24 protein-coding genes are annotated in these 26,570 nt (G+C 42.3%); all 24 read right to left on the reverse strand.

What is annotated here, in order from left to right; genetic code table 11:
• Positions 1 to 150 precede the first annotated feature (150 nt).
• Entirely contained in the window at positions 151 to 4,458 is a 4,308-nt protein-coding gene (locus NV379_RS05730; RefSeq protein WP_258206332.1) for a PolC-type DNA polymerase III, read from the reverse strand.
• Between the two features lie 82 nt (positions 4,459 to 4,540).
• Positions 4,541 to 5,992: a proline--tRNA ligase gene (gene proS, locus NV379_RS05735; protein ID WP_258206333.1), complete on the reverse strand. Its 1,452-nt coding sequence runs from the start codon at positions 5,990 to 5,992 to the stop codon at positions 4,541 to 4,543.
• Positions 5,993 to 6,109: 117 nt separating this feature from the next.
• Positions 6,110 to 7,360 (reverse strand): RIP metalloprotease RseP, encoded by a 1,251-nt coding sequence (rseP, locus tag NV379_RS05740; protein WP_258206334.1) that lies wholly within the window; start codon positions 7,358 to 7,360, stop codon positions 6,110 to 6,112.
• Between the two features lie 210 nt (positions 7,361 to 7,570).
• Positions 7,571 to 8,719, reverse strand: coding sequence for a 1-deoxy-D-xylulose-5-phosphate reductoisomerase (locus tag NV379_RS05745; RefSeq protein ID WP_258206335.1), 1,149 nt, complete (start codon positions 8,717 to 8,719; stop codon positions 7,571 to 7,573).
• A gap of 22 nt (positions 8,720 to 8,741) precedes the next feature.
• On the reverse strand, positions 8,742 to 9,545 hold the full coding sequence (locus tag NV379_RS05750; protein ID WP_258206336.1) for a phosphatidate cytidylyltransferase: 804 nt from the start codon (positions 9,543 to 9,545) through the stop codon (positions 8,742 to 8,744).
• Between the two features lie 23 nt (positions 9,546 to 9,568).
• Positions 9,569 to 10,342, reverse strand: a complete 774-nt coding sequence (gene uppS, locus NV379_RS05755) for an undecaprenyl pyrophosphate synthase (protein ID WP_258206337.1) — start codon at positions 10,340 to 10,342, stop codon at positions 9,569 to 9,571.
• A 63-nt stretch (positions 10,343 to 10,405) separates the two neighbouring features.
• Entirely contained in the window at positions 10,406 to 10,960 is a 555-nt protein-coding gene (frr, locus tag NV379_RS05760) for a ribosome recycling factor (RefSeq protein ID WP_258206338.1), read from the reverse strand.
• Positions 10,960 to 11,688, reverse strand: coding sequence for a UMP kinase (gene pyrH, locus NV379_RS05765; RefSeq protein ID WP_258206339.1), 729 nt, complete (start codon positions 11,686 to 11,688; stop codon positions 10,960 to 10,962). Before pyrH ends, frr begins: the two co-directional genes overlap by 1 nt.
• Positions 11,689 to 11,794: 106 nt before the next feature.
• The gene (gene tsf, locus NV379_RS05770; RefSeq protein WP_258206340.1) at positions 11,795 to 12,448 is read right to left on the reverse strand and encodes a translation elongation factor Ts; all 654 of its coding nucleotides are present in this window, start codon (positions 12,446 to 12,448) and stop codon (positions 11,795 to 11,797) included.
• Positions 12,449 to 12,572: 124 nt separating this feature from the next.
• The gene (rpsB, locus tag NV379_RS05775) at positions 12,573 to 13,271 is read right to left on the reverse strand and encodes a 30S ribosomal protein S2 (RefSeq protein WP_258206341.1); all 699 of its coding nucleotides are present in this window, start codon (positions 13,269 to 13,271) and stop codon (positions 12,573 to 12,575) included.
• A gap of 167 nt (positions 13,272 to 13,438) precedes the next feature.
• Entirely contained in the window at positions 13,439 to 13,900 is a 462-nt protein-coding gene (locus NV379_RS05780) for a hypothetical protein (protein WP_258206342.1), read from the reverse strand.
• Positions 13,897 to 14,457 (reverse strand): DUF6115 domain-containing protein, encoded by a 561-nt coding sequence (locus tag NV379_RS05785; protein WP_258206343.1) that lies wholly within the window; start codon positions 14,455 to 14,457, stop codon positions 13,897 to 13,899. Before NV379_RS05785 ends, NV379_RS05780 begins: the two co-directional genes overlap by 4 nt.
• Positions 14,458 to 14,479: 22 nt before the next feature.
• Complete coding sequence (locus NV379_RS05790) at positions 14,480 to 14,809, reverse strand: hypothetical protein (protein WP_258206344.1); 330 nt, start codon at positions 14,807 to 14,809, stop codon at positions 14,480 to 14,482.
• A 24-nt stretch (positions 14,810 to 14,833) separates the two neighbouring features.
• Positions 14,834 to 16,240 carry a flagellar assembly protein A gene (locus tag NV379_RS05795; protein ID WP_258206345.1) on the reverse strand — a complete coding sequence of 469 codons (1,407 nt, stop codon included), beginning with the start codon at positions 16,238 to 16,240 and terminating at the stop codon, positions 14,834 to 14,836.
• Positions 16,241 to 16,261: 21 nt separating this feature from the next.
• The gene (locus NV379_RS05800) at positions 16,262 to 17,053 is read right to left on the reverse strand and encodes a FliA/WhiG family RNA polymerase sigma factor (RefSeq protein WP_258206346.1); all 792 of its coding nucleotides are present in this window, start codon (positions 17,051 to 17,053) and stop codon (positions 16,262 to 16,264) included.
• Positions 17,054 to 17,069: 16 nt separating this feature from the next.
• Complete coding sequence (locus tag NV379_RS05805; protein WP_258206347.1) at positions 17,070 to 17,465, reverse strand: hypothetical protein; 396 nt, start codon at positions 17,463 to 17,465, stop codon at positions 17,070 to 17,072.
• 16 nt (positions 17,466 to 17,481) lie between these two features.
• The gene (locus NV379_RS05810) at positions 17,482 to 17,976 is read right to left on the reverse strand and encodes a chemotaxis protein CheD (RefSeq protein WP_258206348.1); all 495 of its coding nucleotides are present in this window, start codon (positions 17,974 to 17,976) and stop codon (positions 17,482 to 17,484) included.
• Positions 17,973 to 18,560: a chemotaxis protein CheC gene (locus tag NV379_RS05815; protein WP_258206712.1), complete on the reverse strand. Its 588-nt coding sequence runs from the start codon at positions 18,558 to 18,560 to the stop codon at positions 17,973 to 17,975. Before NV379_RS05815 ends, NV379_RS05810 begins: the two co-directional genes overlap by 4 nt.
• A 26-nt stretch (positions 18,561 to 18,586) precedes the next feature.
• The gene (locus NV379_RS05820) at positions 18,587 to 19,048 is read right to left on the reverse strand and encodes a chemotaxis protein CheW (RefSeq protein WP_258206349.1); all 462 of its coding nucleotides are present in this window, start codon (positions 19,046 to 19,048) and stop codon (positions 18,587 to 18,589) included.
• Between the two features lie 16 nt (positions 19,049 to 19,064).
• On the reverse strand, positions 19,065 to 21,161 hold the full coding sequence (locus NV379_RS05825; RefSeq protein WP_258206350.1) for a chemotaxis protein CheA: 2,097 nt from the start codon (positions 21,159 to 21,161) through the stop codon (positions 19,065 to 19,067).
• Positions 21,162 to 21,212: 51 nt separating this feature from the next.
• Positions 21,213 to 22,310 carry a protein-glutamate methylesterase/protein-glutamine glutaminase gene (locus NV379_RS05830; RefSeq protein WP_258206351.1) on the reverse strand — a complete coding sequence of 366 codons (1,098 nt, stop codon included), beginning with the start codon at positions 22,308 to 22,310 and terminating at the stop codon, positions 21,213 to 21,215.
• 48 nt (positions 22,311 to 22,358) lie between these two features.
• Positions 22,359 to 23,237, reverse strand: a complete 879-nt coding sequence (locus NV379_RS05835; RefSeq protein ID WP_258206352.1) for a MinD/ParA family protein — start codon at positions 23,235 to 23,237, stop codon at positions 22,359 to 22,361.
• Complete coding sequence (gene flhF, locus NV379_RS05840; protein ID WP_258206353.1) at positions 23,230 to 24,540, reverse strand: flagellar biosynthesis GTPase FlhF; 1,311 nt, start codon at positions 24,538 to 24,540, stop codon at positions 23,230 to 23,232. The genes NV379_RS05835 and flhF overlap by 8 nt, the downstream gene beginning before the upstream one ends.
• Positions 24,537 to 26,570: a flagellar biosynthesis protein FlhA gene (flhA, locus tag NV379_RS05845; protein WP_258206354.1), complete on the reverse strand. Its 2,034-nt coding sequence runs from the start codon at positions 26,568 to 26,570 to the stop codon at positions 24,537 to 24,539. Before flhA ends, flhF begins: the two co-directional genes overlap by 4 nt.

Consider the following 26,570-nt stretch of genomic DNA (forward strand, 5'->3'; position numbering starts at 1 on the left):
ACTCCAAAAAAGTCCTATAGCAAAATGTAAAGAGTGGGTTGCCCCACTCTCTAATCGTTAATCGCGCTATCTTCATTATTGCCAAGATCAAGTATACCATAACCGTCAAGAGGGTGACAATAACAAAAAAGTTACTCCGCCCGCCTGAGACTAGAACAAGGACAGTTGATTGGACTCAGGTAGACCGCGGAAACAGCCCATATTATTGAGTAGCTCAACGACTGTTTTCGACGCTTTCGAGCGTTGTTGGAAGTCTTCAATTGATAGGTAATCCCCATCTGCACGAGAAGCAGCAATGTTGCGTGCAGCGTTCTCCCCAATACCTGGCATAGCTGAGAATGGCGGAATCAAGGAATCTCCTTCAATAATAAACTTCGTTGCATCTGAACGGTACAGATCAATCGGTTTAAATGATAATCCTCTTGCTGTCATTTCGATCGCCATCTCTAGAATCGAGATCATCGATTTTTCTTTGGTTGTAGCACCAAAGCCTTTATCCTCAATCTCGATCAATCGCTTCACAATTGCGGAGTGACCTTGGCACAACAAGTCTAGCTCAAAGTCCTCTGCACGTACTGTAAAGTAAGTCGCATAATACTGAATCGGATGATACACTTTGAAAAATGCGGTTCGGACCGCTGAAATTACATAAGCAGCAGCATGGGCTTTCGGGAACATATATTCAATGCGTTCGCAGGATTCAATGTACCATGCAGGAACATTATGTTTCTTCATGTCATCCTTCCACTCATCTGTTAAACCTTTACCTTTACGAACACTCTCCGTAATTTTAAAGGCAAGGGAAGCATCCATCCCCGCTTTGTAGATCAAGAACAACATGATGTCATCCCGACACCCAATAACGGTCTTAATGTTACAGATGCCTTTGCGAATGAGTTCCTGTGCATTGCCGAGCCACACACCTGTTCCGTGTGATAGTCCTGAAATTTGAAGTAAATCGGCAAACGAACTAGGCTGTGTTTCTTGAAGCATCTGACGAACGAACTTCGTTCCCATCTCTGGAACCCCATAAGTTGCAACAGGCGTTCGGATTTGCTCAGGAGTTACACCTAGTGCATTCGTCGAATTAAAAATACTCATGACTTTCAAGTCATTCATCGGAATGGATGTTGGATCAATATCCGTTAGATCCTGCAACATCCGCATCATGGTCGGGTCATCGTGACCCAGAATATCAAGTTTCAACAAGTTCGCATCAAAAGCGTGATAATCAAAGTGGGTGGTTTTCCATTCGGCATTCACATCATCCGCTGGAAATTGAACCGGTGTAATATCATCCACTTCGATATAGTCAGGAACAACGACAATACCACCGGGATGCTGCCCTGTTGATCGCTTTACGCCTGTACAACCTGACGCGAGGCGATTTACTTCAGCATTTCTCCATTTGTTGTTTGTCAGCTCTTCATATTTTTTCACGAAACCAAATGCAGTTTTCTCAGCAACAGTACCAATCGTACCTGCACGAAATACGTTTTTCTCACCAAACATCTCTTTTGTAAAGTTATGCGCTACGGGTTGATACTCCCCTGAGAAGTTCAAGTCGATATCGGGAACTTTATCCCCTTTAAAGCCAAGGAAAGTTTCGAACGGGATGTCCTGCCCTTCACCTTTGAGTTTACCGCCGCATTCTGGACAAGCTTTATCAGGTAAGTCAAATCCACTCGGCATACTGCCGTCAAGAATCCATTCACTATATTTACACGAGCCGCATTGATAATGAGGAGGCAATGGATTAACCTCAGAGATTCCCAAGAATGTTGCTACTACTGATGAACCTACGGAACCCCGTGAACCTACGAGATAACCATCTTGATTCGATTTCTTAACCAAGCGCTCGGAGATCAAGTAGTTGGCCGAGAATCCATACTTAATAATAGGAACGAGTTCTTTCTCAAGACGAGCAACGACAACTTCTGGCAGTTCATCTCCATAAATTTGCTTTGCAGTATCGTAGCAAGTGTTGCGAATCTCGTCATCCGCGCCATCAATAATAGGTGTGAACAACTTATCCGGGAACAACTCAATGTCTTCAAATTCGTCCGCTAGATCACTCGTATTCTGTACAACGACTTCATATGCTTTTTCTTTGCCTAAGAATTCAAACTCTGCCAACATTTCATCTGTTGTACGTAAGTGAGCATCAGGCTTTTGCATATCTTTTAACGGAGAAAAGCCAGTAATCCCATTAATCGTAATATCGCGATTCATCTTGTCTCTTGGGTTTAAGTAATGCACATTACCTGTTGCAATGACTTTCTTACCTGACTTTTGACCAATCTCAATAATTTTCTCAATGGCTGCTTCCAGTTCCCGGCGAGATGCCACGAATCCTTTGTCAATCAAGTGTTGATTATAGCTAACTGGCTGAATTTCAAGTACATCGTAGAACTGGGCAACTTCCTCAGCCTCATCTTGCGATTTGTTCAGAACAGCCTCGAAAAATTCACCGCGTTCACAACCCGAGATGATCAGCAAACCATCGCGTAGTTCTGCAAGCTTACTCTTTGGTATGCAGGCAACTTTATTGAAATATTGCGTGTGCGATAGGGAAACCAACTTGAACAAATTCTTCTTCCCAACCGGATTTAGTGCGTAAATACAGCAATGAAACGGTCTTGTATTCTTTAGTATATTACCAACCTGATCATTCAAACGTTGAAGCTCAGTAATACCTCGATCTACTGCTTCATTAATTAGCCCATACAATATAAATCCGAGTGCAATGGAGTCATCGATCGCACGGTGATGATTTTCCAAAGATACTTTAAATTTATCTGCTAATGTATTCAATCGATGGTTCTTCATCGTTGGGAACATCAGTCGTGCAAACTCTAGAGTATCGAGCACGGGATTCGTAAGCTCAGGTAAGCGGAACTTTTTTAGATAAGCGTTGATAAAGCCCATATCGAAACGTGCGTTGTGGGCAACAATTATAGAATCGCCAACAAACTCTACAAATTTAGGAAGCATTTCTTCCAATTCAGGCGCGTCCTGCACCATTTCATTCGTGATGTTCGTCAGCTGCTGGATGTGATAGGGAATGTTCTGGTGCGGGTTAATGAACGTACTAAACCGATCAATTTCTTTACCTTCATGCATCTTGATGCCTGCAAGCTCCGTAATCCGGTTGTTCGTAATGGACAAACCCGTAGTCTCAATATCGAATACGACATACGTCCCCGTCTTTAAATCCTGATCAATTGGCTTCGCTACAACTGGAATGTCATCATTCACAACGTTCGCTTCCACACCATACATCATCTTAATTCCGTTCTTCTTCGCTGCTTTACTCGCATCTGGGAATGATTGAACCCCACTGTGATCCGTTACAGCAATTGCTTTATGTCCCCACTTGGCAGCAAGTTTCACATATTGATCAATCGGTGCAATACCGTCCATCGCACTCATCGTAGTGTGTAAGTGGAATTCCACCCGCTTCTCTTGCGCATGATCCTTACGCTCGGCAATAGCCGCAACAATTTCACATAGATCAGATGGCAACATGACAAGCTCAGGTTCTTGCATGAATCGATCATACTCAACCTTACCACGAGCTTTCACCCACATACCATTGGATAACAGACTCATGATCTTGACGTCTTCTTTGTTCTTCGCGAACACTTTCATCATGATCGAATCCGTAAAGTCAGTTACGTTAAATGTATATAAAGTCGATCCTGTACGCAGTTCTTTGGACTCGAGACCAAATACCATACCGTGTACAGTAGCTTTTTTCTCTTCATCCTGAATATTCGAAAGCGGTACAGGCATGTCCTTAATGTCATAACCAATTACTAATTTCACTTCAGCTTGCGGAGTTGATGAGGCTTCTTCCTCTTGGAAAGCCGCACTTAACATTTCTTGCGTGAAAGTTTGTTCTTCTTGCTCAATTTTCTTAGCGAAACGCTCGAACTCTTCCTCTGCTTCTGCATGTACATCATATTTCACTTGCAGATTGGTCTGGAAGTAATCTTTGAAAAAGGAACTAATCCAGTTATCAATGCTTTTCTTCTTCGCAAGCTCAAGTCCAATTCCATCTAGGAAGAAGATGGTTAGACGGCTTCCTTGCACTTCAACCTTCGCTCTGCTCATCCAACCATTGACGCTCGTCTCTTCCCGGTGCACCCATTCCATGAACATACTCCAATATTCGCTAACGAGCTGGGTCGGTTCTGTATTTTGATAATGAACAATGAAGCGGGCTTTCGCTAGATGGGCATAATGGTCACTAATCTTTTTACAAAAAGCACGATAGACGTCTTGAGGAACGATTCGAGGTACTTCTAGATAAAAGGTCCATTCGCGCTGATTGCGCATCACTTCAACACGCTCTAAATACGCATCTAGAAAATGAGTTTGAATGACATCATATGGAATCCCTGCCGACTGTACCAACAATTCAAATCGTTGTTTCTTCTCCCCCGTTTGGCTCATGCAAGTTCTACCTCCTCAAAAAACACAAAGGGCAAAGGATAATACATCGCTTTGCCCTCAGTTTTATTATCAAAACTAATGATTAATATGCGCGTCCGAATACAACTGTATCTTTCGCAGTTTCCCCACAAACCAAACATTTGTCTTTCTTCTCTGCCGGTTCAAATGGGATATTACGTGAAGTTGCACCCGTTACTTCTTTAACATGAGATTCACAAGCATCTGATCCACACCAGCCAGCAAGTGCAAAGCCACGCTTCTCCTCTAAGAATGCTGTAAACTCCTCCAAGGAATCAACTGAGATAAAGTTTTCATCACGGAATGATTTCGCACGTTCGAACATGTCATTGTGAATTTCTTCAAGCATCGTTTGAATTTCAGCAACAAGATTCTCTTGTTGCACAATACGCTTCTCGCCGCTAATGCGGGATACAAGCACAACAACACCATTATCCATATCACGAGGTCCAAGTTCCACACGAATTGGCACGCCGCGCATTTCGTATTCGTTGAATTTCCAACCTGGGCTTTGATCAATACGATCGTCCACTTTCACTCGAATACCTGCTGATTTTAGCTCAGCAAACAATTCATCTGTACGTGCGACTACCATATCACGAGTCTTCGCAGGCCCGATTGGAATCATTACAACTTGCGTAGGCGCGACTTTAGGTGGCATTGCTAGTCCCTTGTCATCACCATGAACCATAATCAGAGCACCAATAAGTCGAGTTGATACCCCCCATGAAGTTGTGTATGCATACGTATGTTTATTTTCACGATCCAAATATTTAATATCAAAAGCAACTGCAAAATTCGTACCTAAGTAATGCGAAGTACCTGCTTGTACAGCTCGTCCGTCTTTCATCATCGCCTCGATGGAGAATGTATCCACAGCACCTGCAAACTTCTCAGATGGCGTCTTCTGGCCTACGATTACTGGAATCGCTAAGAAGTTCTCAGCAAAGTCACGGTAAACTTCAAGCATTTGCATCGTTTCACGGCGTGCGTCTGCTTCATCTTCATGCGCTGTATGACCTTCTTGCCATAAGAATTCACTTGTACGCAAGAATGGCATTGTACGCTTCTCCCAACGAACTACGTTCGCCCATTGGTTAATTAGCAGCGGCAAATCACGATAGGAGTTAATCCATTCGGAATACATATGACCGATCATTGTCTCGGATGTTGGACGGATTGCTAGACGTTCTTCTAACTTCTCGCCACCTGCTTCTGTAACGAATGGAAGCTCCGGGTTAAATCCTTCCACGTGCTCTTTCTCTTTTTGGAAAAAGCTCTCTGGAATAAATAACGGGAAGTATGCGTTACGGTGACCAGTTTCCTTGAAACGACGATCCAACTCACGCTGGATGTTCTCCCAAATTTCATAACTGTCTGGTTTAAATACGATACATCCACGAACAGGTGAATAGCTCATTAAATCTGCTTTCTTAATCGTATCCAGATACCATCTGGAGAAATCTTCACTCTGAGGTGTAATTTCTTTACTCACTTGCTGCTTATCTTTCGACATACCGTTCCTCCTACGAAACTCCGGTGGCAACTGCCAACCGGAGTTATGTGCTTCATTCTATAATTCTATTTTAAAGAAAATGAGCTCGAAAATCACCTGTTAAATTGTGAAATCTTATTAGCTCTTAATTAATCGTACAATATCGTTATAGGTTACGACAACCATTAACAGCATAAGGAGTGCAAATCCAACAAAATGCACTATGCTTTCACGGCTTGGGTCAACAGGTTTGCCTCTTACCGCTTCAATTCCAAGGAACACAAGGCGTGAACCATCAAGTGCTGGGAATGGCAGTAAATTAAACAATCCCAAATACAGACTGAAGATTGCTGCCCAATAGATGTAGGATGTCATGCCATTCTGCACGAATTGACCTGTCACTTCTACGATTCGAACTGGTCCACCAAGGTCGTCCATTTTCACTTGACCAAACACTAGTTTCTTAAATCCGTCCAAAATACCCACTGTTGTCTTCGAAACATAATCCCAAGTACCGGTAAGTACTTCATTAAAGTTTGCAGAGCGTTTATCAAATCCGATCACAACGCCAATCTTACCTTCACCACTTGGTGTAACTTGAAGAGGTACTTCTTGTCCGTTACGAACAACAATCCAATTCATCACTTTCGATGGTGAACCTTGAATGAGTGTTGTAAGTACGGTAGCATCTTTTCCGATCTCTTTACCGTTAACCGATTTTACGATATCGCCTTTAAGTAGACCAGAATGCTGAGCAGGTTGATCCGCAACAATTGATTCGAGCTTCGTATTCGTCGGTACACCAGCCATAATGACAACGATACAGAATAATACAACCGCTAACAAGAAGTTCATAACAGGTCCCATTACAATAGAAAGCGCACGCTGACCTACCGTCTTGGAACCGAATTGACGATCATAAGGAGCGATTTGTGTCTCTGTTCCTTTGGTAACCATCATCGCTTGTGGATGGATGTCATATTTAGCATCATCTTCACCTACAAGGAGTGCAACTTCAAGCTTGCGTTCCATATCAATTTGTGCGACTTCACCTTGAATAACACCTGAGCGCCCTGTCAATTGATCTAAGTATAAATGTGTAACTTGATTCGATTTATTTAATTTAACAGCGATGGTTTGTCCTTTTTGAATGTCGATCATCTCTGGGTCTTCACCAGCCATACGTACAAATCCACCTATTGGCAGCAAGCGAAGTGTAAAGCGAGTCTCATCTTTTTTGAAAGTAAACAGTTTCGGACCAAAACCAATGGCAAATTCCCTCACGAGGATACCTGCTCGTTTGGCAAAGTAGAAATGTCCCCATTCATGTATAGTGACAAGCACAAAAAACAATAAGATTACTTTTAAAGTAATTTCCAAACTTGACAAAGTGTTCCTTCCTCCTTCATATCAGCGATGTCTCATTCCTTTAGCTTACATGATTGCCAAAAGCAATACAAGCTACCCTTCCCTTGCACAAGTATACGGCGATTTTCGTTTTTTTAGACCATGGAGAAAAAGAGCCGATTCCTAGGCTACAGCAGGCTTCGACTCTTCGCTATTTATTATGTGAGGAGACTCTGATAGATCAATATCTCCTTATAGTTGTAAATTCGTCGCAAACTGACGTGCCCATGCATCTACTTGGAGGATCTGTTCAAGCTGCGGGCTTACCGCTGCTTCATGTTGATCCATAGTTCGTGCAATAATGGTCTCGATGTCCAAAAATTCAATTTCACCATTACGGAAACGTGCTACCGCAATTTCATTGGCAGCATTAAATACAGTTGGCATCGTGCCGCCGATTTTACCGCTGTCATATGCCATTCGTAAGCACGGGAAGCGCTCAAAGTCCATTTTTCTAAAATTCAGTTGACCAAGTTCAGCCAAATTGAGTGGACGTGTATCAAGTGGCAATCTGGTTGGGTATGTGAGTGCATATTGAATGGGTACACGCATGTCTGGATTTCCGAGTTGAGCAATTACACTATGATCGACAAACTCGACATAAGAATGAATAATGCTCTCTGGATGGATCACAACATCAATGGATTCATAAGGAAGGTTAAACAACCAGTGTGCTTCAATCACTTCAAGCCCTTTGTTCGCCATTGTTGCGGAATCAATCGTTAGCTTCGCGCCCATCGACCAGTTCGGATGTTTCAATGCATCTTGAACGGATACACCATGAAGTTCATCACGTGTACGATCACGGAATGCACCACCAGAAGCAGTAAGGGTAATACGATGAATATCAGCCATTCGCTCACCATTTAGGCATTGAAAAATTGCGGAATGTTCGCTATCCACCGGTAAGATCGATACGCCTTTCTTCCGAGCAGCTTCCATGACAATATGTCCAGCACTAACTAACGTTTCTTTGTTCGCGAGTCCTATCTGTTTGCCTGCTTCTATAGCTGCAAGTGTTGGTTCTAGACCTTGAGAACCCACAATTGCTGTAATGACAACATCTGCATCATTTGCTGCTGCAACTTCTGTAATTCCTTCAGCACCATATAAAACTTTGGTGTCTGATTTAACTTGAGATCGTAATTGATCTGCAAGCTCCTTCGTCGCTACACTAACTAACTTTGGACGGAAAGTATGTACTTGTTCCGTTAACAAATCGATATTGTATCCACCAGACAATGCTTCAACTTGAAACTGCTGCGGATGTTGTCTGACAACATCAAGCGTTTGTGTCCCAACTGAACCAGTTGAACCTAGAATGGCAATTCTTTTTGTCATGTTTCACCTCAATCGAATACATTTATTGCATTAGAATGCCGATCCAATGTATAAAAGGAAATACGATCAGCCATGAATCTACGCGATCTAGCACACCACCATGACCAGGAAGAATTGTTCCTGTGTCTTTGATTCCTTTTACACGCTTATAAGCGGATTGAATCAAGTCACCTAATTGACCAATGATACCGATAATAACGCCAATTCCCACAGCTTTTCCATAACTTAATAGTTCTGGATTAAACCATGCAAAACAAAGTGCTGCGATTACCGAGATAATAATACCACCAACTGCACCTTCAATCGATTTCTTTGGTGAAATCGTAGGCCAGAGCGGTGTCTTACCAAATTTAGATCCAACAAAGTATGCTCCAGCGTCTGTACTCCAGATACAAATAAAGAGCAAGAAAGTATAGAAGAGACCGCCTGTTTCAAGCAATCTTGTTGAAATCATATAATGAAAACCAAAACCTATATATACAGCCCCTAAGAAGACAGCCGCTGCTTGATCAATGACAAATTTATTTTTCGAAGTCACTGTAATCGTAAGCAGTATAAACATTGCCATCCATAGGACTGCATCCATCTTGAGCTCGATGCCAAGTGAAAAAGCATCCATCTCCCAAGGGATAGCTAACCACAATAATAACAGCAAGCCGATAATGGATGTGATTCGAAAGTTTTGTAAACCAAACATTCGAATATATTCATAGTAACCGATTATTGCCATGATAAGAATTAACGCAGCATAATAGTAGCCTCCAGCAATAAGCATTCCAAGAAATGCTCCGCCAGCGATTACACCTGTAATGATTCGCTGTTTCACGTGTCTAAGCCTCCAACTGGTGTCTACAGACCACCATAACGTCGATGACGACGCTGATATTCTGCAATCGCTTGATAAAAATGTTCTTCTGTAAATTCTGGCCAGCATGCCTCTGTAAACCATAGTTCAGAATAGGCAAGTTGCCATAACAGGAAGTTACTAAGACGGAGCTCGCCGCTCGTACGAATGAATAGATCTGGATCAGGCAGCCCATCTGTAAGCATATACTCCGCAAATACAACCTCGTCCAGATCATCGGGATCTAACTTCCCTAGCTTCGCATCCTTCATCATCTGCTGTACACCATGAAGCAGCTCTTTACGCCCACCATAGTTCAAGGCAAAGTTTAAGATAAGCCCTGTATTATGTTTGGTTCGCTCAATCGCTTGATCAACTGCCTCTAGTGTATCTACAGGAAGTCCTTCACGCCATCCAGTCATTCGAACCTGAACATTATTCTCCATTAGCTCGTCGATTTCGAGTGGGAAGAACTCTTGAGGAAGTTTCATCAAAAAATCCACTTCTTCTTTAGGACGCGTCCAATTTTCCGTCGAAAAAGCATACATCGTTAGCACTTTTACACCGATGGAGTTTGCTGCTAACGTAATTTTTTTCACATTTTTCATACCAGAATAATGACCAGCAACCCGTGGTAAACCACGTTTTTTGGCCCAACGACCATTCCCATCCATCACGATGGCAACATGTGCAGGGATGTTGTCTGTGGTAAGGTCCGCAGCATCTTCAATTGTAGTTGTCGATTTGGAGCCAAACCATTGTCTTATGTGCTTCCACATCATTAATATCCCCCAACTAAGGAAAGACTAAAACCCCCGATGAACTGGGGGTAAGGCTTTGTTCTATACTTCCATGATTTCTTTCTCTTTAGCAGCTAAAGTTTTTTCAACTTCAGCAATGTATTTATCTGTGAACTTCTGCACATCGTCTTGGTGACGACGAGACTCATCTTCAGAGATACCTGCTTTTTCAAGCTTTTTAATATCATCGTTCGCATCACGACGAATGTTACGAACTGCAACTTTTGCTTCTTCTCCGCTCTTACGCGTCAATTTCACAAGCTCTCCACGACGCTCTTCAGTAAGCGCTGGAATCACAAGGCGAATTACGTTACCATCATTAGCTGGAGTCAGACCTAAATCAGACTTCATGATTGCTTTTTCAATTGCACCAATCGAAGTTTTATCCCAAGGCTGCAATTGCAACGTACGAGAATCTGGTGTAGAGATGTTTGCCATTTGGTTAAGTGGCGTCATTGCTCCATAATATTCTACTTGAATGCGATCAAGTAGAGCAGGAGTTGCACGACCTGCACGAAGTGCTGCGAGCTCTCTCTTAAGAGATCCGATTGCTTTCTCCATACGATCTTCTGCATTTTTCTTAATGGATTGTGGCACTATGATACACTCCCTTTAACGATTGTTCCGATCTTTTCACCTTGAACGACACGCTTAATGTTTCCTCTTTCTGTGATCGAGAAGACGATAAGCGGAATATTGTTGTCCATACATAGGGATGAAGCAGTTGCATCCATGACACCAAGATTTTTGTTCAATACATCAAGATATGTTAGAGTGTCGAACTTGACAGCTGTCTCATCTTTAAATGGATCTGCTGAGTATACGCCATCCACCTTGTTTTTAGCCATTAGAATGACTTCAGCTTCGATTTCAGCTGCACGCAAAGCTGCAGTTGTATCCGTTGAGAAGTAAGGGTTACCTGTACCTGCCGCGAAAATAACGACACGGCCTTTTTCCAAGTGACGCATTGCTCTACGACGAATATAAGGCTCAGCTACTTGTTGCATCGTAATCGAAGATTGTACACGAGTCGGTACGCCGATATTCTCAAGTGCATCTTGCATCGCAAGTGAATTCATCACTGTCGCAAGCATACCCATATAATCTGCTGTTGCACGATCGATTCCTTTTTCGGAACCTGCAATACCGCGCCAGATGTTACCGCCACCAACTACAATGGCCACTTCCACGCCAAGGTCAACCACTTCTTTTACTTGATCTGCAATAGATGAAATCACTTCAGATTCGATTCCAAAGCCTTGGTTTCCTGCTAATGCTTCCCCGCTTAATTTCAATATGATACGCTTAAACACCGGTTGCTCCAAGCAGAGTACCTCCATTTCGGGCTACATTCTAATAAAACGCAGTCCATCTTTATTTAAAAAGAAAGGAACACAATGTGTTCCCGTCTTTGTATGTTCAAACTTTAAATTACTGTTTCACTTGGGACATTACTTCTTCTACGAAGTTGTCAACTTTCTTCTCAAGACCTTCACCTAGTTCGAAGCGAACGAAGCGACGGATGGAGATGTTCTCACCGATTGTAGCAATTTTTTCATTAACAAGATCAGAGATCTTCTTGTCTGGATCTTTAATGAAGGATTGCTCCATCAAGCAGTTTTCTTCGTAGTATTTGTTGATACGGCCTTCAACCATTTTATCAACGATTTTCTCTGGTTTACCTTCATTAAGAGCTTGGTTGCGAAGGATTTCTTTTTCTTTCTCAAGATCTTCAGTTGCAACTTCTTCACGACGAACGCAAGTTGGGTTGGAAGCCGCGATGTGCATTGCAACGTCTCTTACGAAAGAACGGAATTGATCCGTTTTAGCAACGAAGTCAGTCTCACAGTTAATTTCAACTAGTACGCCTACGCGGCCACCAGCGTGGATATAGGACTCGCAAAGACCTTCAGTAGCGATACGGCCAGCTTTGCTAGCAGCAGCAGATAGACCTTTTTCACGAAGAAGTTCTGCAGCTTTTGTTACATCACCGTTTGCTTCGTCAAGAGCTTTTTTGCAATCAAGCATTCCTGCTCCTGTTTTCTCACGTAATTCTTTTACCATTGCAGCTGTAATTGTAGCCATTATGGACCCTCCCAAATATTCTCATGTTATAGTTAGACCTGTTACTTCACTTTAAAAAAAGGGCGGTGAGAGGTTATTACACCTTCACCCACCCTTCTCATTAAACTTCTATTGTGTGATACTCTTAAACTGTTGCTTCTTCACCTTGGTGAGCTTCTACAACAGCGTCAGCGATCTTAGCAGTTAACAATTTAACCGCACGGATTGCATCATCATTACCAGGAATCACATAATCGATTTCGTCTGGATCACAGTTAGTATCTACGATACCTACGATTGGGATACCCAATTTGCGAGCTTCTGCAACAGCAATACGCTCTTTACGAGGATCGATTACGAATAGGGCGCTAGGCAACCCTTTCATATGTTTGATACCGCCCAAGAATTTCTCTAGACGAGTTTTTTCTTTGTTTAAGATGATAACTTCTTTCTTCGGTAGAAGATCGAAAGTACCGTCAGCTTCCATACGCTCCAAAGTTTTCAAGCGATCAATACGCTTTTGGATTGTAGAGAAGTTAGTAAGCGTACCACCCAACCAACGTTGGTTGATGTAGTACATGCCGCAACGCTCTGCTTCTTCCTTAACGGAATCTTGAGCTTGCTTCTTAGTACCTACGAACAACATTGTTCCATTGTTTTCTGCAACGGACTTAACGAAGTTGTAAGCCTCATCAACCTTCTTAACTGTTTTTTGAAGATCGATAATGTAAATACCGTTTCTTTCTGTGAAGATGTAACGATCCATCTTCGGGTTCCAACGACGTGTTTGGTGACCGAAATGTACCCCTGCTTCCAAGAGTTGTTTCATGGAGATTACTGCCATCCTCACACACCTCCTCTAATTTGGTTTTTGTAGTGACTTCCGCTGATCGCATCTTCACATAAAACTTATCACCGATAAGCACCATTATGTGAATTGATACAGCGTGCATTTTAACACCGCTGATAACTATACCATAACATGATACTAGATTGCAACACTTTGTCGAATTAAGGTTGGCGAATGATAGCTTCAATAAGTTCTTCCATGCTTGGTTCGCCCTCAAACACGTGCGCACCTGTGCGGATGCTCGCTGTTAATTTGCGCTTTTTGATCTCGGCGCTCATCGCTGCTGCATCACTAATTAAACCACTTCGCTGAAACATCTCGACAACTCTGTCAGAATTTAGACCTGCAGATATATATACAGTCGTCTTCTTGATCTGTTCTGGCTTCGGCGCTTCTGGCAATGGACGCTTATCAATCTCTTCCTTTAACCTCACTTGAAGCTTCTGATCATATTCATCTTGCGAATATTTCTTATCGCTCTCTACTATTTCAGCTGGTGGTGGAGACTGCTGCACGACTGGAGCTGAAGTAGCCGTATTTTGCGCCATAAGCATGAGTTGCAAAAGAACAGCCCCCCCAATGAGTCCAAAACCAAGGCCGTTCCAGAACACTTTTCTGCTCATCGGGCTGCCTCCTCTTGCCTAGACAGCATCAAAATCAAATTCACTTCACCTTTGTTCTTTCCTAATTTCTTTGCGATGTATTCAACGGACTTCCCTTGCTCGTACAACTCAAAAATATCCGGATAACGCGCTTTGATCAAAGGATCAGCTTCAGGTTCTGGGATTGATTCGGGAACAACCTCAACTGATGCTACAACTTGTCTCTGAGACTCCATCACGATAGTTGGTGCAATTGACGCTTCAAATCTTCGCTCATTAAGTACAAGCTTAAGATGAGAAAGTTCCTGCGCTAACTCATGATTATGTTTCTCCATAAGTTCTAGCTTACCCGCTAAATGGGCAAGTTTGAGATCACTTTCTCGTTTACTATCTGCAAAAAGCTTTACAAGTGCTTCATTCTGTTCTTCGAGCTCCGCGGCGAACATGCCAACTGATTTTTCAAACTCATCCATGCTGCCAGAAGCTTTGCTCTTCTTGGAATCTTTTCGCATAAAAAATTGTGTAAAAACAACAATAACTAAGCCGAGCAAAATGACATAATACATCGGGTGATCCATAATAATACCCTCTACCCTCATTTCATAAAGATAAATCTATATGATGACCTTTAAAAGGATGCTTTGCTTTTTCATCATGCAGCAAATTATCAGCTTTGGCTTGTCGATCTGAGCCTTTTTTCTGCTGTTGATCTCGCTTGCGGCGATCTTCTCCATGATGTTTGAGTCGCTCAGATTCTACGGCTGCATGCACAGGATCTGTGTGTGTTCTTGCTTTTTGAAGCGCTAGACTTGCTTCTTGTGCCAAAATAGCTTGTTCATTCATCGGTTTTTGGACGTGCTGTGCTTGCCTAAATCCTGCATCATCATTCTTATGAATGGCAAATTGAAGATCGATCCCTTTTAAACTCACGAGCAGCACCCCATTTTCGAAAAACTATACGTATGGAATTAATGAAATATCTCCATCTGACAGCGTAAATGTTACCCTAGCGATTGGATCTTTCAAATATTTGATGTATCGGCCGATCACGATTTTGACTCCCCCGTAAATGTTACCAATGACATGCACTTTGGCATTCTCGGAGTCTTCCAAAACCTTCTCTAGTTCTAGTATACGATCTTTCATCTCATGCTGTTCTGTAAACACTTGTTTCTTCGTATTGCTTAATTTAATGCGCAGCGCCATTTTGTCAGCACTCAATTGACCTACCATTGCCATCTGATCGAGCATCGCTAAAGCTTTATTCGTTTTGTCCAGATTATCCATCGCTACTTTAAGCTGTGCCTTCAATCGAACGAGTTCATTACGCTGCTCTGGCAATACCCCTACTTCAACGACTGTCGTCGTAGACATCATATTACCCATTGTGCGACAAGTAACTATCTCTCCAGCTTGAATGGTTCCACCTACAATTAGGCCTTTTGCTCCTGAGCAGAGAACACTATTACCAGCTAGGATCGTCGAATGCATGATACTTTGTGAGGCAGTAATATTCCCACCAGCTTCAATATAGGCATCTTGGATGAAAGAACTCTTTACATTACCAAGCGCCTTCACTCTTGCTTTACTCTGCCCCAAGACACCGCCTGATATATCAATGGACCCCTCCGCATCTAACTCAGCTGCTTCAACACTTCCTGTAATTCGAATATCACCTGAAGCTTTAATCTTAAATCCAGGTAGTACATTGCCTCGAATAACGACAGTACCTATAAAATCAATATTACCTACATTATAATCTACATCACCATTGACTTCATATACGGGAAACACATTAATTCGATCACGATCTGAGCGTGTAACCATTCCACTAATACTCGCGTATAAAGTCATTTCTTCATTATCAAGAACGACGTTCTTCCCGAGCTTAAATCGGACATTCTTCCCTGCTTTAGACTTAATGATTTCTCCAGTGACAGATCTTCCTGGTGTTCCTTCTGTTGGTAAATATCGTTGTCCAATAATCTGACCTGAACGAACGTTACTAATCGTAATCAACTCTTTATAATCAACCGTTCCATCTTCTAGTTCTTGCGGTTTCTTATTTGAGTTGCCTAGATCATGAAGTAATTTGATACTTCCATTGCGTCCATCAATTGACTTTGACCCCCGGGCAACTATCGTCTTCGCATATAGGAAGGGCTTAGGATCACTCGCGATTACACCCAATTGGTTCATATCAATTCCATGCGTAACTTGGTTAGAGCGTAAACACTCTTGAAGCTGGTCGACTGTTACATGAAACGTATCCGGAACATTGGAAAACTGTAAATAAGCAGTTAATTTATCCTCTGACATCGAAATTTGTACATAAAAATCCAATGACAAATTTTGACTCATCCTGCATGACCACCCTTCATCCTAGAAATCGTCCTCAAAAAGTTGAACCTTATATCTAGCAAGCGAACCCCTCATTCGTAGTATTGCTTTGGAATGAAGTTGTGAAATTCGTGAAGGTGACAAGCTCATCACTTCAGCAATTTCACTAAGAGATAGTTCTTCAAAGTAGAACAACGATACAACCGTACGCTCTTTTTCTGTCAAACGATCAATAGCCCGTGCCAAAGTTTCTTTTAAATAAAACTCATTTACTTTGTACTCTGGATTCTTGGCCTTTTCATCCACAATTAATGAAATTCGTGTCTCTGAATCTTCTTCTCGAATTGGATCATCAATCGAACATACCGTTGTTACTGCAATGTCTTGGAGCATATGCTGAAATTCATGCTCAGTTACTCCAAGATAACTAGACATCTCTTCATCTGTTACCGAACGCAGATGCTGCTGCTCTAACTTCTGATAAGCATCTTCAAGCTTCTTCGCTTTCTCACGAACAGAGCGAGGTACCCAGTCCCCTTGACGAAGTCCGTCAATAATGGCACCACGAATGCGCCAAGACGCATAAGTTTCAAATTGCAGACCGCGTTCGTAATCAAATTTATCAACAGCATCGATTAATCCCATCGCGCCAAAACTTTGTAGATCTTCCAGAGCCACATTCTTGGGCAGCCCGATTGATAATCGGCTAGCTACATAATCCACAAGCGGTAAATACGTTTCAATAAGCTCTTGCTTCGCTTCGAGAATCTGATGTTCTTTCCACTGTTTCCAAATTTCAATATTGGCGAGATGAGATTGCTTATATTCGATCATGGATTATTCACCATCCTTAATCTGCTGTCCAATGGCGAACCACATCAGCCACTCGTTCAGGTTCAGTTTCTTCTTTCGTTGCTAGTTTCGGTGGGTTAAGCGGAGTAAAGACAGGATGTTCAGACGGCTTATTCTCCGCTGAATCATCTGGTGTTTGCATGTCAAAATGTTGTCCTACATGCTGTGACTCCGCTTCTTTATGTGAGGAATCCATCACTTCCGCATCCACTTGATGTTCGATTTTCGGCTCTAAAAAAGCACCGATAACAAAACGAATCAAATATGTACCCACGAATAACAAAATAAAACTGTATAATCCATTCAACATTGAAGTGAGAATGAAGTTATTTTGTATCGATAAAAAGAAAGTAAAAACAAATGCAAGTATTCCGCTTACAAAATTCCATTTCATAGATCCAATCATGGCATCACAATTCCTTTACTCCATGTTGTACACTGCGAATGTATAAAATCCCTGTTTCGCAATCCAGCTCAATTGTTCTTCCAAAATTACCACCTGTGTCTTCACTTAGGATTGGAATTTTGTATTGGTGAAGCATCTCTTTACATGATTCTACGTTCCGTGGGCCAATCCGCATCGTTTCTTGCTGGGAAGAGAACGCAAACATTTGCGCCCCTCCAGCGAGCTTTGCTTGTATGCGTGCCACGTTCGCTCCAAGCTGCAGCATACGATTCACCAAGTCAGGAACAGCTGTATCTGCATATTTAGCTCGATTAAAGTTAGGCTCTCTTGCAATATCTGAGCTTGGCAGCATCACATGGGCCATTCCTGCAATTTTCGTACGTGCATCGTATAGCGTTACTCCTACACAAGAGCCTAGACCTGTCGTTTTGAGCACCCCGGTCATGTGCGCAACATTCAAATCTGCCATACCTACTTTGATCCAATTGCTTTGAATCATGTCATATCGATTCCTAGCGCTGTAAAGATGGATTGGAAAGATTCTGGATCAGGAATCAAAAAGAAATGACCATTGATCACTTGCGAACCTTCTAAAAACTTCGTGTCAATTAATAATGCTTGATCTCCCATTTCACCGGATTGGATAAGACCATAACTTAATATCGCACCAGCCATATCAATAGATAGGGCTGGGACAGAAGGTGACATACTTAATTTTGTGAAATCAGCAAGAGAAGTTAAATATGATCCTGCTAGAATATTACCAATTTCATTCAGTGCGGAAAGCTCCATCTCGGATAATGTGTCATCCTTTGATGTATCCATACCAATCAACGCTTTAAGCATGCTCTTCGCTGTATTTACATTTAAGATGAAAAACATATTCCCAGGCGCTTCACCAACGACCCGAAGATATATAGCAAGTACAACTTCTTCTGGTCCACCTACAACAGAGGCGATTTCTTCAAAAGGAAGGAAGCGTACTTCTGGGACAAGCATGTCAACTTGCTTATCTAATAGCATGGATAAAGCTGTTGCCGCATGACCTGCTCCGATATTGCCAACTTCTTTAAGCACATCCATGTGAAAGTCAGCTAATTCACTCACGTTTACACCTCAAGGCTTTCAAGTTCGATAAGCTCTTGTTTATTTAACACTTGCTCTAAATTTAGCAGCACAAGAAGTCTCTCATCGCTAATTTTGGCAATACCATTCAAATACTTCGCACGAATACCACCTACAATTTCAGGAGGGCTTTCGATCAAGTCTGAATCTAGATCGATTACATCATTCGCAGAATCAACAATCATTCCAACTTCGATTTCACCGGAATTAACGATGATAATTCGGGATTGATCCGTATACTCGATTTCAGGTTGTCCGAAACGTGAACGTAGATCAAGAACCGGAACAACTACACCACGAAGGTTAATAACTCCTTTAATAAAAACAGGTGTTTTCGGAACACGAGTTAATGGCTGCATACGCTCAATTGTTTTTACGCTCTCAACCTCAACACCATACTCTTCATTTCCTAATGCAAATACGATAATTTTCTTTTCTTCACCCATTAGAAACCCTCCCTCTTTATTTAAGAAGTGCATTCGTATCAATGATCAAAGCAACATGACCATCACCTAGAATCGTTGCACCTGAAACTGCGAACATTTTGGTTAAATATTTGCCTAAAGATTTGAGCACAATCTCTTGCTGTCCAATCAACTCATCGACTAGAATCGCTGACAACTTGTCCCCTTTGCGAATAATAACAACGTCACTTTCAACCTTGGAATCAATCTCGTATCCCGGCACTTCAAAAATTTTACCTAAAGTGATAACCGGAATAACGGTGGAACGATAATCCATCATCACATTGCCATGTACATGACGTAATTGATCAAGTTTCACTGTTGCAGTCTCTACGATCGATGACAATGGAATTGCGTATTTCTCATGACCCAATCGAATTAACATCGCAGCAATAATTGAAAGCGTAAGTGGTAATTGTACGGAGAACTTCGTACCTTGACCTGGCTCTGATTCCACTAGAACAGTTCCACCAAGCGATTGAATCTTTGTTTTTACCACATCGAGTCCAACGCCACGTCCAGAAATATCCGAGATGACACTTGCCGTCGAGAATCCTGAAGCAAATAGCAATTGATACACTTCCAAATCACTCATACGAGCGCCTTGCTCAGGTGTAACGAGTCCATTCTTAATTGCTTTGCCAAGTACGACTTCACGATTCACACCATCGCCATCGTCCTGAACTTCGATATACACATGGTTCCCACTATGGTATGCACTTAGATGTACTTTACCTGTATCGCTCTTACCTGATTCAATACGTTTACTAACAGTCTCAACACCATGATCCACCGCATTCCGTAGCAAGTGAACAAGTGGGTCACCAATTTCATCAATAACGGTACGATCTAGTTCCGTATCTGCCCCTGTAACGATCAAGTCAACTTTCTTATCGAGTGACTTGGCAAGGTCGCGAATCATTCTTGGGAAACGATTAAAGACGGATTCTACAGGCACCATGCGCAGCTTCAGTACAATATTTTGCAAATCACTGCTTACACGCGCCATATGTTCAACAGTTTCTGTTAACTCATTCTTGTCAATCTCCGATGCAAGCTGCTCTAAGCGAACACGATCAATTAACAGCTCGGAGAATAAATTCATCAATGTATCTAATCTTTCAATGTCTACACGAATCGTCCGACTCGCCACAGCACCACCAGATGGTGCGCTACTCGCTACAGGCTTGGAATCGCTTGATTTCACTGATGCTGCTTTAACTGGAGCCTCTGCTACTAATGTTGCAGCTACTTCTAATTGTGCAGCCTTAAGCGTTGCTTCCGCTGTCATTGCAATTAAATCATCCAAGGATGCGCGATCTAGCTCCATCACAGATGCAGATGCAATTTCGGATACGCTCAGAATAGTCTTTTCAAGCGTCTCGCTATCCATCTCTGATACGTAATAAAGTGAGAAGGAATGTTCGAACTTGCCTTGCTCTAAATCTTCAACGGCCGGATGCGCTTTGACGACTTCCCCACTATTTTCAAGAAGATTAAATACCATGTAAGCGCGAGCTGCTTTGAGCACACAATCCTCGTTAACCGTTACATCAATATGATACACATTAAAGCTAGAATCAAAGGATTGCAGAAGCACCGAGTACTGGTACTCGTCAAGCACCTTCGTTAGATCTGCCTGGTCAGCAAACGTTCCTCCGCTTGATACAGGTACAGAATCAGATGCAACTCCTACTGACTGCTCCACTTGATAATCACCCGTCACAATGGACTGTAAGCTTGTCACAATATCACTGACATTTGCTTTACCCGTTCCACCTTGCACGATATCATCCACCATTGCTTCGAGTGCATCTAAACTTTTGAAAATACAATCAAAGATAAAAGGATCCATATCCAGCTTCGAATTACGTACAAGATCGAGCACATTCTCCATCTCATGTGTTAAGGAAGCGATATCTTCAAATCCCATCGTTGCTGACATCCCTTTTAACGTATGGGCAGATCGGAAAATATTGTGAACGATAGAAATGTCCTTCGGATCATTTTCTAAGACGAGTAAGTTTTCATTTAACGACTGTAGATGATCTTTCGATTCATCAATAAACATAGATAAATATTGATTGAGTTCCAAAACCTATACACCTCCAAAAGTATCTGTTCGCTGCTGCTGACTCTCGTTTTTCTAAGATGTAATGGGATCTGACTGTACGATTTCAATAAGTTTCTGAGCTATTTGGTACTGTGGGAGTACACAGCTTGCTGCATGAAGCATAACGGCTGTTCGTGGCATTCCATAAACAACACATGTATCTTCGGCTTCCGCAATCGTCGTCTGTGCTCCACTTTTCAATAGGGCAAGCATACCTTTAGCCCCATCACTGCCCATCCCTGTCATCAAAACCGCATGTCGCTTTAATTCCTTAACGGTTACGAGGGATTCAAACAACACATCCACAGATGGGCGATGCCCCGTGCGTGGGTCTTCTTTCGATAATTCGATACGATATGTATGGGCAGCATGCTTACGTAAACGCATATGCCAGCCACCAGGTGCAATATAGGCAGTACCAGCTTCGACGATCTCACCGTGTGTCGCCTCAACGACCCGAATAGGACACACATTATCTAAGCGTTGCGCCAGTGATTTGGTGAAATTCGGCGGCATATGTTGAACAATGAGAATGGGTGCAGGATAAAATGCTGGAATATGTGTCAGCACTTCATGTAACGCACGTGGTCCACCAGTCGAAGTTCCAATTGCTACAACATGTTCAAAGACAGTTGATGCAGAATTGCTCTGGATAGCAGGTACTTTAGGAACACGCATGATTGCCGCTTTCTCTGGTAGATCAGGCATTCTTGCAAGACTAGATTTAAACTTCGTTCTAACAGCAATCTGAAGCTTCTCATGCAACTGCGACTTCACCTTATATAAATCCAATGAGATAGAGCCAGACGGCTTGCAAATAAAATCAACTGCGCCGTATTCCAAAGCACGAATCGTCTCTGCCGCCCCTTCTCCCGTTAATGAGCTTAACATGAGAATCGGTGTTGGCTGTTCGGCCATGATCTTCTGAAGCGCCTCGAGCCCATTCATAATCGGCATCTCAACATCCATCGTGACCACATCAGGACGTAGTAGTTTAATTTTTTCAATTGCTTCTTGCCCATTTTTCGCAGTATCAATAACGGCGAAGCGTTCATCTTCAACAATGAGGTCACTAACAATTTTTCGCATGAAGACAGAGTCGTCGACGACAAGTACACGAAATGGTGCCATTTGAATTCACCCTTAATCTGCAAAGTTTTGAAAGATGCGGCGAGGTGATTATTTTTGCATGAAACGAAAAATCTTCCCGATAATTCCTTTCACGCCGTTCGTATCACTATCCACTAGCACATTCGATTGACCCGAAATAAATCCACTGGCAATGTTATGAATGCTGCGAGTCGCTCCACAATTCGGATAGGCAATCGTAAAAGGGATCTGCTGCTTCACTGCCTTCGATACATGCGTATCGTCATCAATATAGCCCAAGGATGAAATGTTCAAATTTAAAAATTGTTCCGCAACGAGTCGAATCTTGTCAGCGGTTTGTTTGCCTTCTTTATAGTCAGTGACTCGGTTGATAACAAGTTTAAATGACACTTTATGTCCCATCGTATGAACCATTTTGATCAGTGCATAGGCATCCGTAATGGCAGGTGGTTCAGGCGTCGTTACGATAATCGTTTGCTCAGCCGCTAAGATAAATTTCAACGTTTCTTTCGATAACCCTGCTCCAGTGTCGAAAATAATATAATCTGCATATCCATTTAACTGATCCACTTGATTTGTAAAATAGTCTAATTCTTCCTCTGAAAGCGAGAGTAGATCGTTAAAACCGGAACCTCCTGAAATAAATTCAATGCCCCGAGTTCCTTTTTGGATAATATCCCATATCGTTTTTTGTCGTTTTAACAGATGGTACAAGTTGTATTGCGGCGTCAATCCCATTAATACATCAATATTCGACATTCCTAAATCAGCATCAAAAATTAACACCTTAAGCCCTTTTGCTTGCAAGGCTAATGCTAGATTCAATGTGAAATTAGATTTACCGACACCACCTTTACCACTTGTCACTGTCAAAACACGAGTACGTTTCATCTCACTTGACCCTTGTATCTGTACAAGGTTTCGCAAGGTCTGTGCCTGATCATTCACCAGAATACTCCCCCAATATGAGATCAATTAACTTGTCTTCGTTAAAAAGAATGATATCGTCAGGTACATTTTGACCATCTGTCATGTATGAAATGGTTAAACCAAACTCATGCACAATGTTCACTATGCAGCCGTATGAGTCCGTCTCGTCCATTTTGGTTAAGAGCACTTTATCTAGTTTAAATTTAGAAAAATGATCGATGATCACTTTCATATCGCGATATTTCGTCGTCAAGCTTAGAACCAGATACGTCTCGCTTTGTCCTTCTGATTGAAGCAAGGCATGTAGCTCCGAAACATACATTTCATTGCGATAATTCCGCCCTGCTGTATCCATAAAGATCACATCAACATCATGTAGGCTCGTGAACGCTTTATTTAAATCTTGGGGTGAGAAAACCACTTCAATTGGTACATTTAAGATGTTGGCGTACGTCTTGAGTTGTTCAATCGCTGCAATTCGGTACGTATCCGAAGTAATAAATCCGACTTTACGTCGATCTTTAAGCACTTGTTCAGCCGCAAGCTTTGCAATTGTCGTTGTCTTACCAACACCAGTTGGTCCTACAAAGTGTACGATGCGAGTTTGCGGATGTAAGGTCGATTGATTGCCTTTTTGGAAAATAGCTTTTAACTGCTTAGTGAGCGACTCTCGAATAAAATCGTTACTTAATTCCACTTCCGCTGTACGGCTTTCCTCAATTGCATGTTGCAACAAATCCTGAACGATCTCGGAACTAATCTCTTGATCCGTCAGACGATTCTCATACCACTTCACAATTTCAGGTTGGATAGCTTGCCCACCACTCTGATTGGATAGTGCAAGCTTACTCATCATTTCCTTCATCAACTTAATTTCTGTCAACAATTGATCTTCTGCACGTTTGCGACTGGAATCAACTTGTTCGACTGCTGGAGCAGCAACTGGTGTAGCAATTGGGAAAGTTGCTCGGTCATTAGTTTGTACAGAGATGGACGGCGCTCTTACAAGTGGAGGTACAATTGGTGCTTCCGCCGCCAGTCTGCTTTCAGGGATGATAACGGGTGGGACAATAGGTTGTGTCTTAATCTGAGGTACCATTGCCATAAAAGCATTTGCAGCTGCTTGTTCGGCTGCATTAGTTTTACTTGCTGATTCATCAATTGCGGCTACAACTTCAATTTTCTTTTTAGCGAAAAAACCAAGAAACCCGCCTAGACGGACTTCCTTGGTATTTAATATCACTGCATCGTTACCTAATTCGCTTCGGATTTTGTGTAGGGCATCTGGCATCGAATCGACGACATAACGCTTTACCCTCATAAATTAACAACTCCCACGCTTTGAATTTCAACACTCGGCTCAAGTTCACTATAAGACAGTACAGGAATTTCCTGCATCGAACGCTCTAACAATTGTCTTAAGTACATCCGGATTGTCGGAGAAGTTAATATAAGTGGTTGATGACCGGATTGCATCATCTTCACGACTTGTTCATTGACTTTGTGGAATACAAGTTGTGAAGAAGACGGGTCCAGTGCTAAATATGAGCCTTGATCCGATTGCTGGACGGACTCCGAAATTTTCTTCTCAAGTGAAGGACCTACCGTAATTACTTTTAACGTATCGCCTGTCGCTGTGAATTGTTGTGTGATTTGTCTGGATAAGGCTTGACGTACATATTCGGCAAGTACTTCAGGGTCTTTGGTATACGTACCGTAATCTGCTAACGACTCTAAGATCGTCACAAGGTCACGAACGGAAACTTTTTCACGAAGCAGCTTGTTAAGTACTTTCTGTACTTCACCAATGGACAATACATTCGGAATAAGATCATCCACAAGTGCAGGATACGTTTCTCTAACATTATCAATAAGGGTCTTCGTTTCCTGACGTCCAAGCAATTCATGTGCATGCTTTTTAATAACTTCAGTCAGATGAGTGGCAACAACAGAAGGTGGGTCTACAACCGTATAACCCGATAGTTCTGCACGTTCTTTCGTCGCTTCATCAATCCAAAGTGCAGGGAAACCAAATGCAGGCTCCCTCGTCTCAATACCCGAAATCGACTCATCTTCAATACCTGGGCTCATTGCTAAGTAGTGATTAAGCAACAGCTCATCTCTTGCAACGGTATTACCCTTGATCTTAATGATGTACTCATTCGGTCTCAATTGAATATTGTCACGAATTCGAATGACTGGAACAACAATACCTAATTCAAGCGCACATTGTCTGCGGATTAGAATAATGCGATCCAACAAATCGCCGCCCTGCTGCGCATCAGCAAGTGGAATTAAGCCATACCCAAACTCAAACTCGATTGGATCAACTTGCAGCAAGGAAATGACACTCTCTGGTGAGCGAACTTCCTCGATTTGCTGCTCTTCCACTGCATGTTCTTCTTCAACTTGTTTCCGATCAAGATTCTGCTGCATGCGGTAAGCGCTAAAGGCGAGAATAACTCCAATTGGAATTGTGACATACCAATGAATCGGCGTAAAAATTCCTAAGAAAGCCAAAGTTGCTGCTACGATATACAATAACTTTGGATGAGCTGTAATTTGCGACGTAATGTCGTGACCTAAGTTACCGTCAGAGGCAGCACGCGTCACGATAATACCTGCCGATGTTGAGATCAGCAAGGCTGGAATTTGGGATACCAATCCGTCACCAATTGTCAAAATACCGTATACTTCTAACGCCTCTCCAATGGAGAAGCCTTTCATCGTCATGCCGATAATCAATCCGCCGAGAATATTGATAATCAGCATGATGATTCCCGCGATTGCGTCCCCTTTTACGAACTTAGACGCACCATCCATCGCTCCATAGAAATCTGCTTCACGTTCAATATTTCTTCTACGCTCACGCGCTTGTACTTCATTAATCATACCTGCGTTGAGGTCCGCATCAATACTCATCTGCTTACCTGGCATCGCATCGAGTGTAAAGCGAGCTGCAACTTCCGCTACCCGCTCAGAACCTTTGGTAATAACGATAAACTGTACAAGTACAAGAATGAAGAAGACAACGAAACCAACAACTAAGCTTCCGCCTGCTACGAACGAGCCGAACGCTTCAACAACAGAACCTGCTTTGGCTTCAGACAAAATGTTTCTTGTCGTCGAGATGTTTAGTGCCAATCGAAACAACGTTGTAATCAATAATAGGGATGGAAAAATCGAAAATTCAAGAGCGTTTTGCGTATTCATCCCGACAAGCAATATAAGTAATGCAGCAGAAATGTTAATAATCAAAAGAAAGTCGAGTAGATGGATATTAACAGGCACTACCATCATTAAAACAATACCGATGATTCCTATAAGTACGACCAGATCTCTTGTTTTCAT

Source organism: Paenibacillus radicibacter, assembly GCF_024721995.1.
GTDB classification, from domain to species: domain Bacteria; phylum Bacillota; class Bacilli; order Paenibacillales; family NBRC-103111; genus Paenibacillus_AM; species Paenibacillus_AM radicibacter.

Excerpts from the sequence above, each read along its gene's own strand:
- NV379_RS05730 (WP_258206332.1), bottom strand. The coding sequence starts at position 4,458 with ATGAGCCAAACGGGGGAGAAGAAACAACGATTTGAATTGTTGGTACAG.
- proS (WP_258206333.1), bottom strand. The coding sequence starts at position 5,992 with ATGTCGAAAGATAAGCAGCAAGTGAGTAAAGAAATTACACCTCAGAGT.
- NV379_RS05745 (WP_258206335.1), bottom strand. The coding sequence starts at position 8,719 with ATGACAAAAAGAATTGCCATTCTAGGTTCAACTGGTTCAGTTGGGACA.
- uppS (WP_258206337.1), bottom strand. The coding sequence starts at position 10,342 with ATGTGGAAGCACATAAGACAATGGTTTGGCTCCAAATCGACAACTACA.
- tsf (WP_258206340.1), bottom strand. The coding sequence starts at position 12,448 with ATGGCTACAATTACAGCTGCAATGGTAAAAGAATTACGTGAGAAAACA.
- rpsB (WP_258206341.1), bottom strand. The coding sequence starts at position 13,271 with ATGGCAGTAATCTCCATGAAACAACTCTTGGAAGCAGGGGTACATTTC.
- NV379_RS05780 (WP_258206342.1), bottom strand. The coding sequence starts at position 13,900 with ATGAGCAGAAAAGTGTTCTGGAACGGCCTTGGTTTTGGACTCATTGGG.
- NV379_RS05785 (WP_258206343.1), bottom strand. The coding sequence starts at position 14,457 with ATGGATCACCCGATGTATTATGTCATTTTGCTCGGCTTAGTTATTGTT.
- NV379_RS05795 (WP_258206345.1), bottom strand. The coding sequence starts at position 16,240 with ATGAGTCAAAATTTGTCATTGGATTTTTATGTACAAATTTCGATGTCA.
- NV379_RS05800 (WP_258206346.1), bottom strand. The coding sequence starts at position 17,053 with ATGATCGAATATAAGCAATCTCATCTCGCCAATATTGAAATTTGGAAA.
- NV379_RS05805 (WP_258206347.1), bottom strand. The coding sequence starts at position 17,465 with ATGAAATGGAATTTTGTAAGCGGAATACTTGCATTTGTTTTTACTTTC.
- NV379_RS05810 (WP_258206348.1), bottom strand. The coding sequence starts at position 17,976 with ATGATTCAAAGCAATTGGATCAAAGTAGGTATGGCAGATTTGAATGTT.
- NV379_RS05815 (WP_258206712.1), bottom strand. The coding sequence starts at position 18,560 with ATGGATGTGCTTAAAGAAGTTGGCAATATCGGAGCAGGTCATGCGGCA.
- NV379_RS05820 (WP_258206349.1), bottom strand. The coding sequence starts at position 19,048 with ATGGGTGAAGAAAAGAAAATTATCGTATTTGCATTAGGAAATGAAGAG.
- NV379_RS05830 (WP_258206351.1), bottom strand. The coding sequence starts at position 22,310 with ATGGCACCATTTCGTGTACTTGTCGTCGACGACTCTGTCTTCATGCGA.
- flhF (WP_258206353.1), bottom strand. The coding sequence starts at position 24,540 with ATGAGGGTAAAGCGTTATGTCGTCGATTCGATGCCAGATGCCCTACAC.
- flhA (WP_258206354.1), bottom strand. The coding sequence starts at position 26,570 with ATGAAAACAAGAGATCTGGTCGTACTTATAGGAATCATCGGTATTGTT.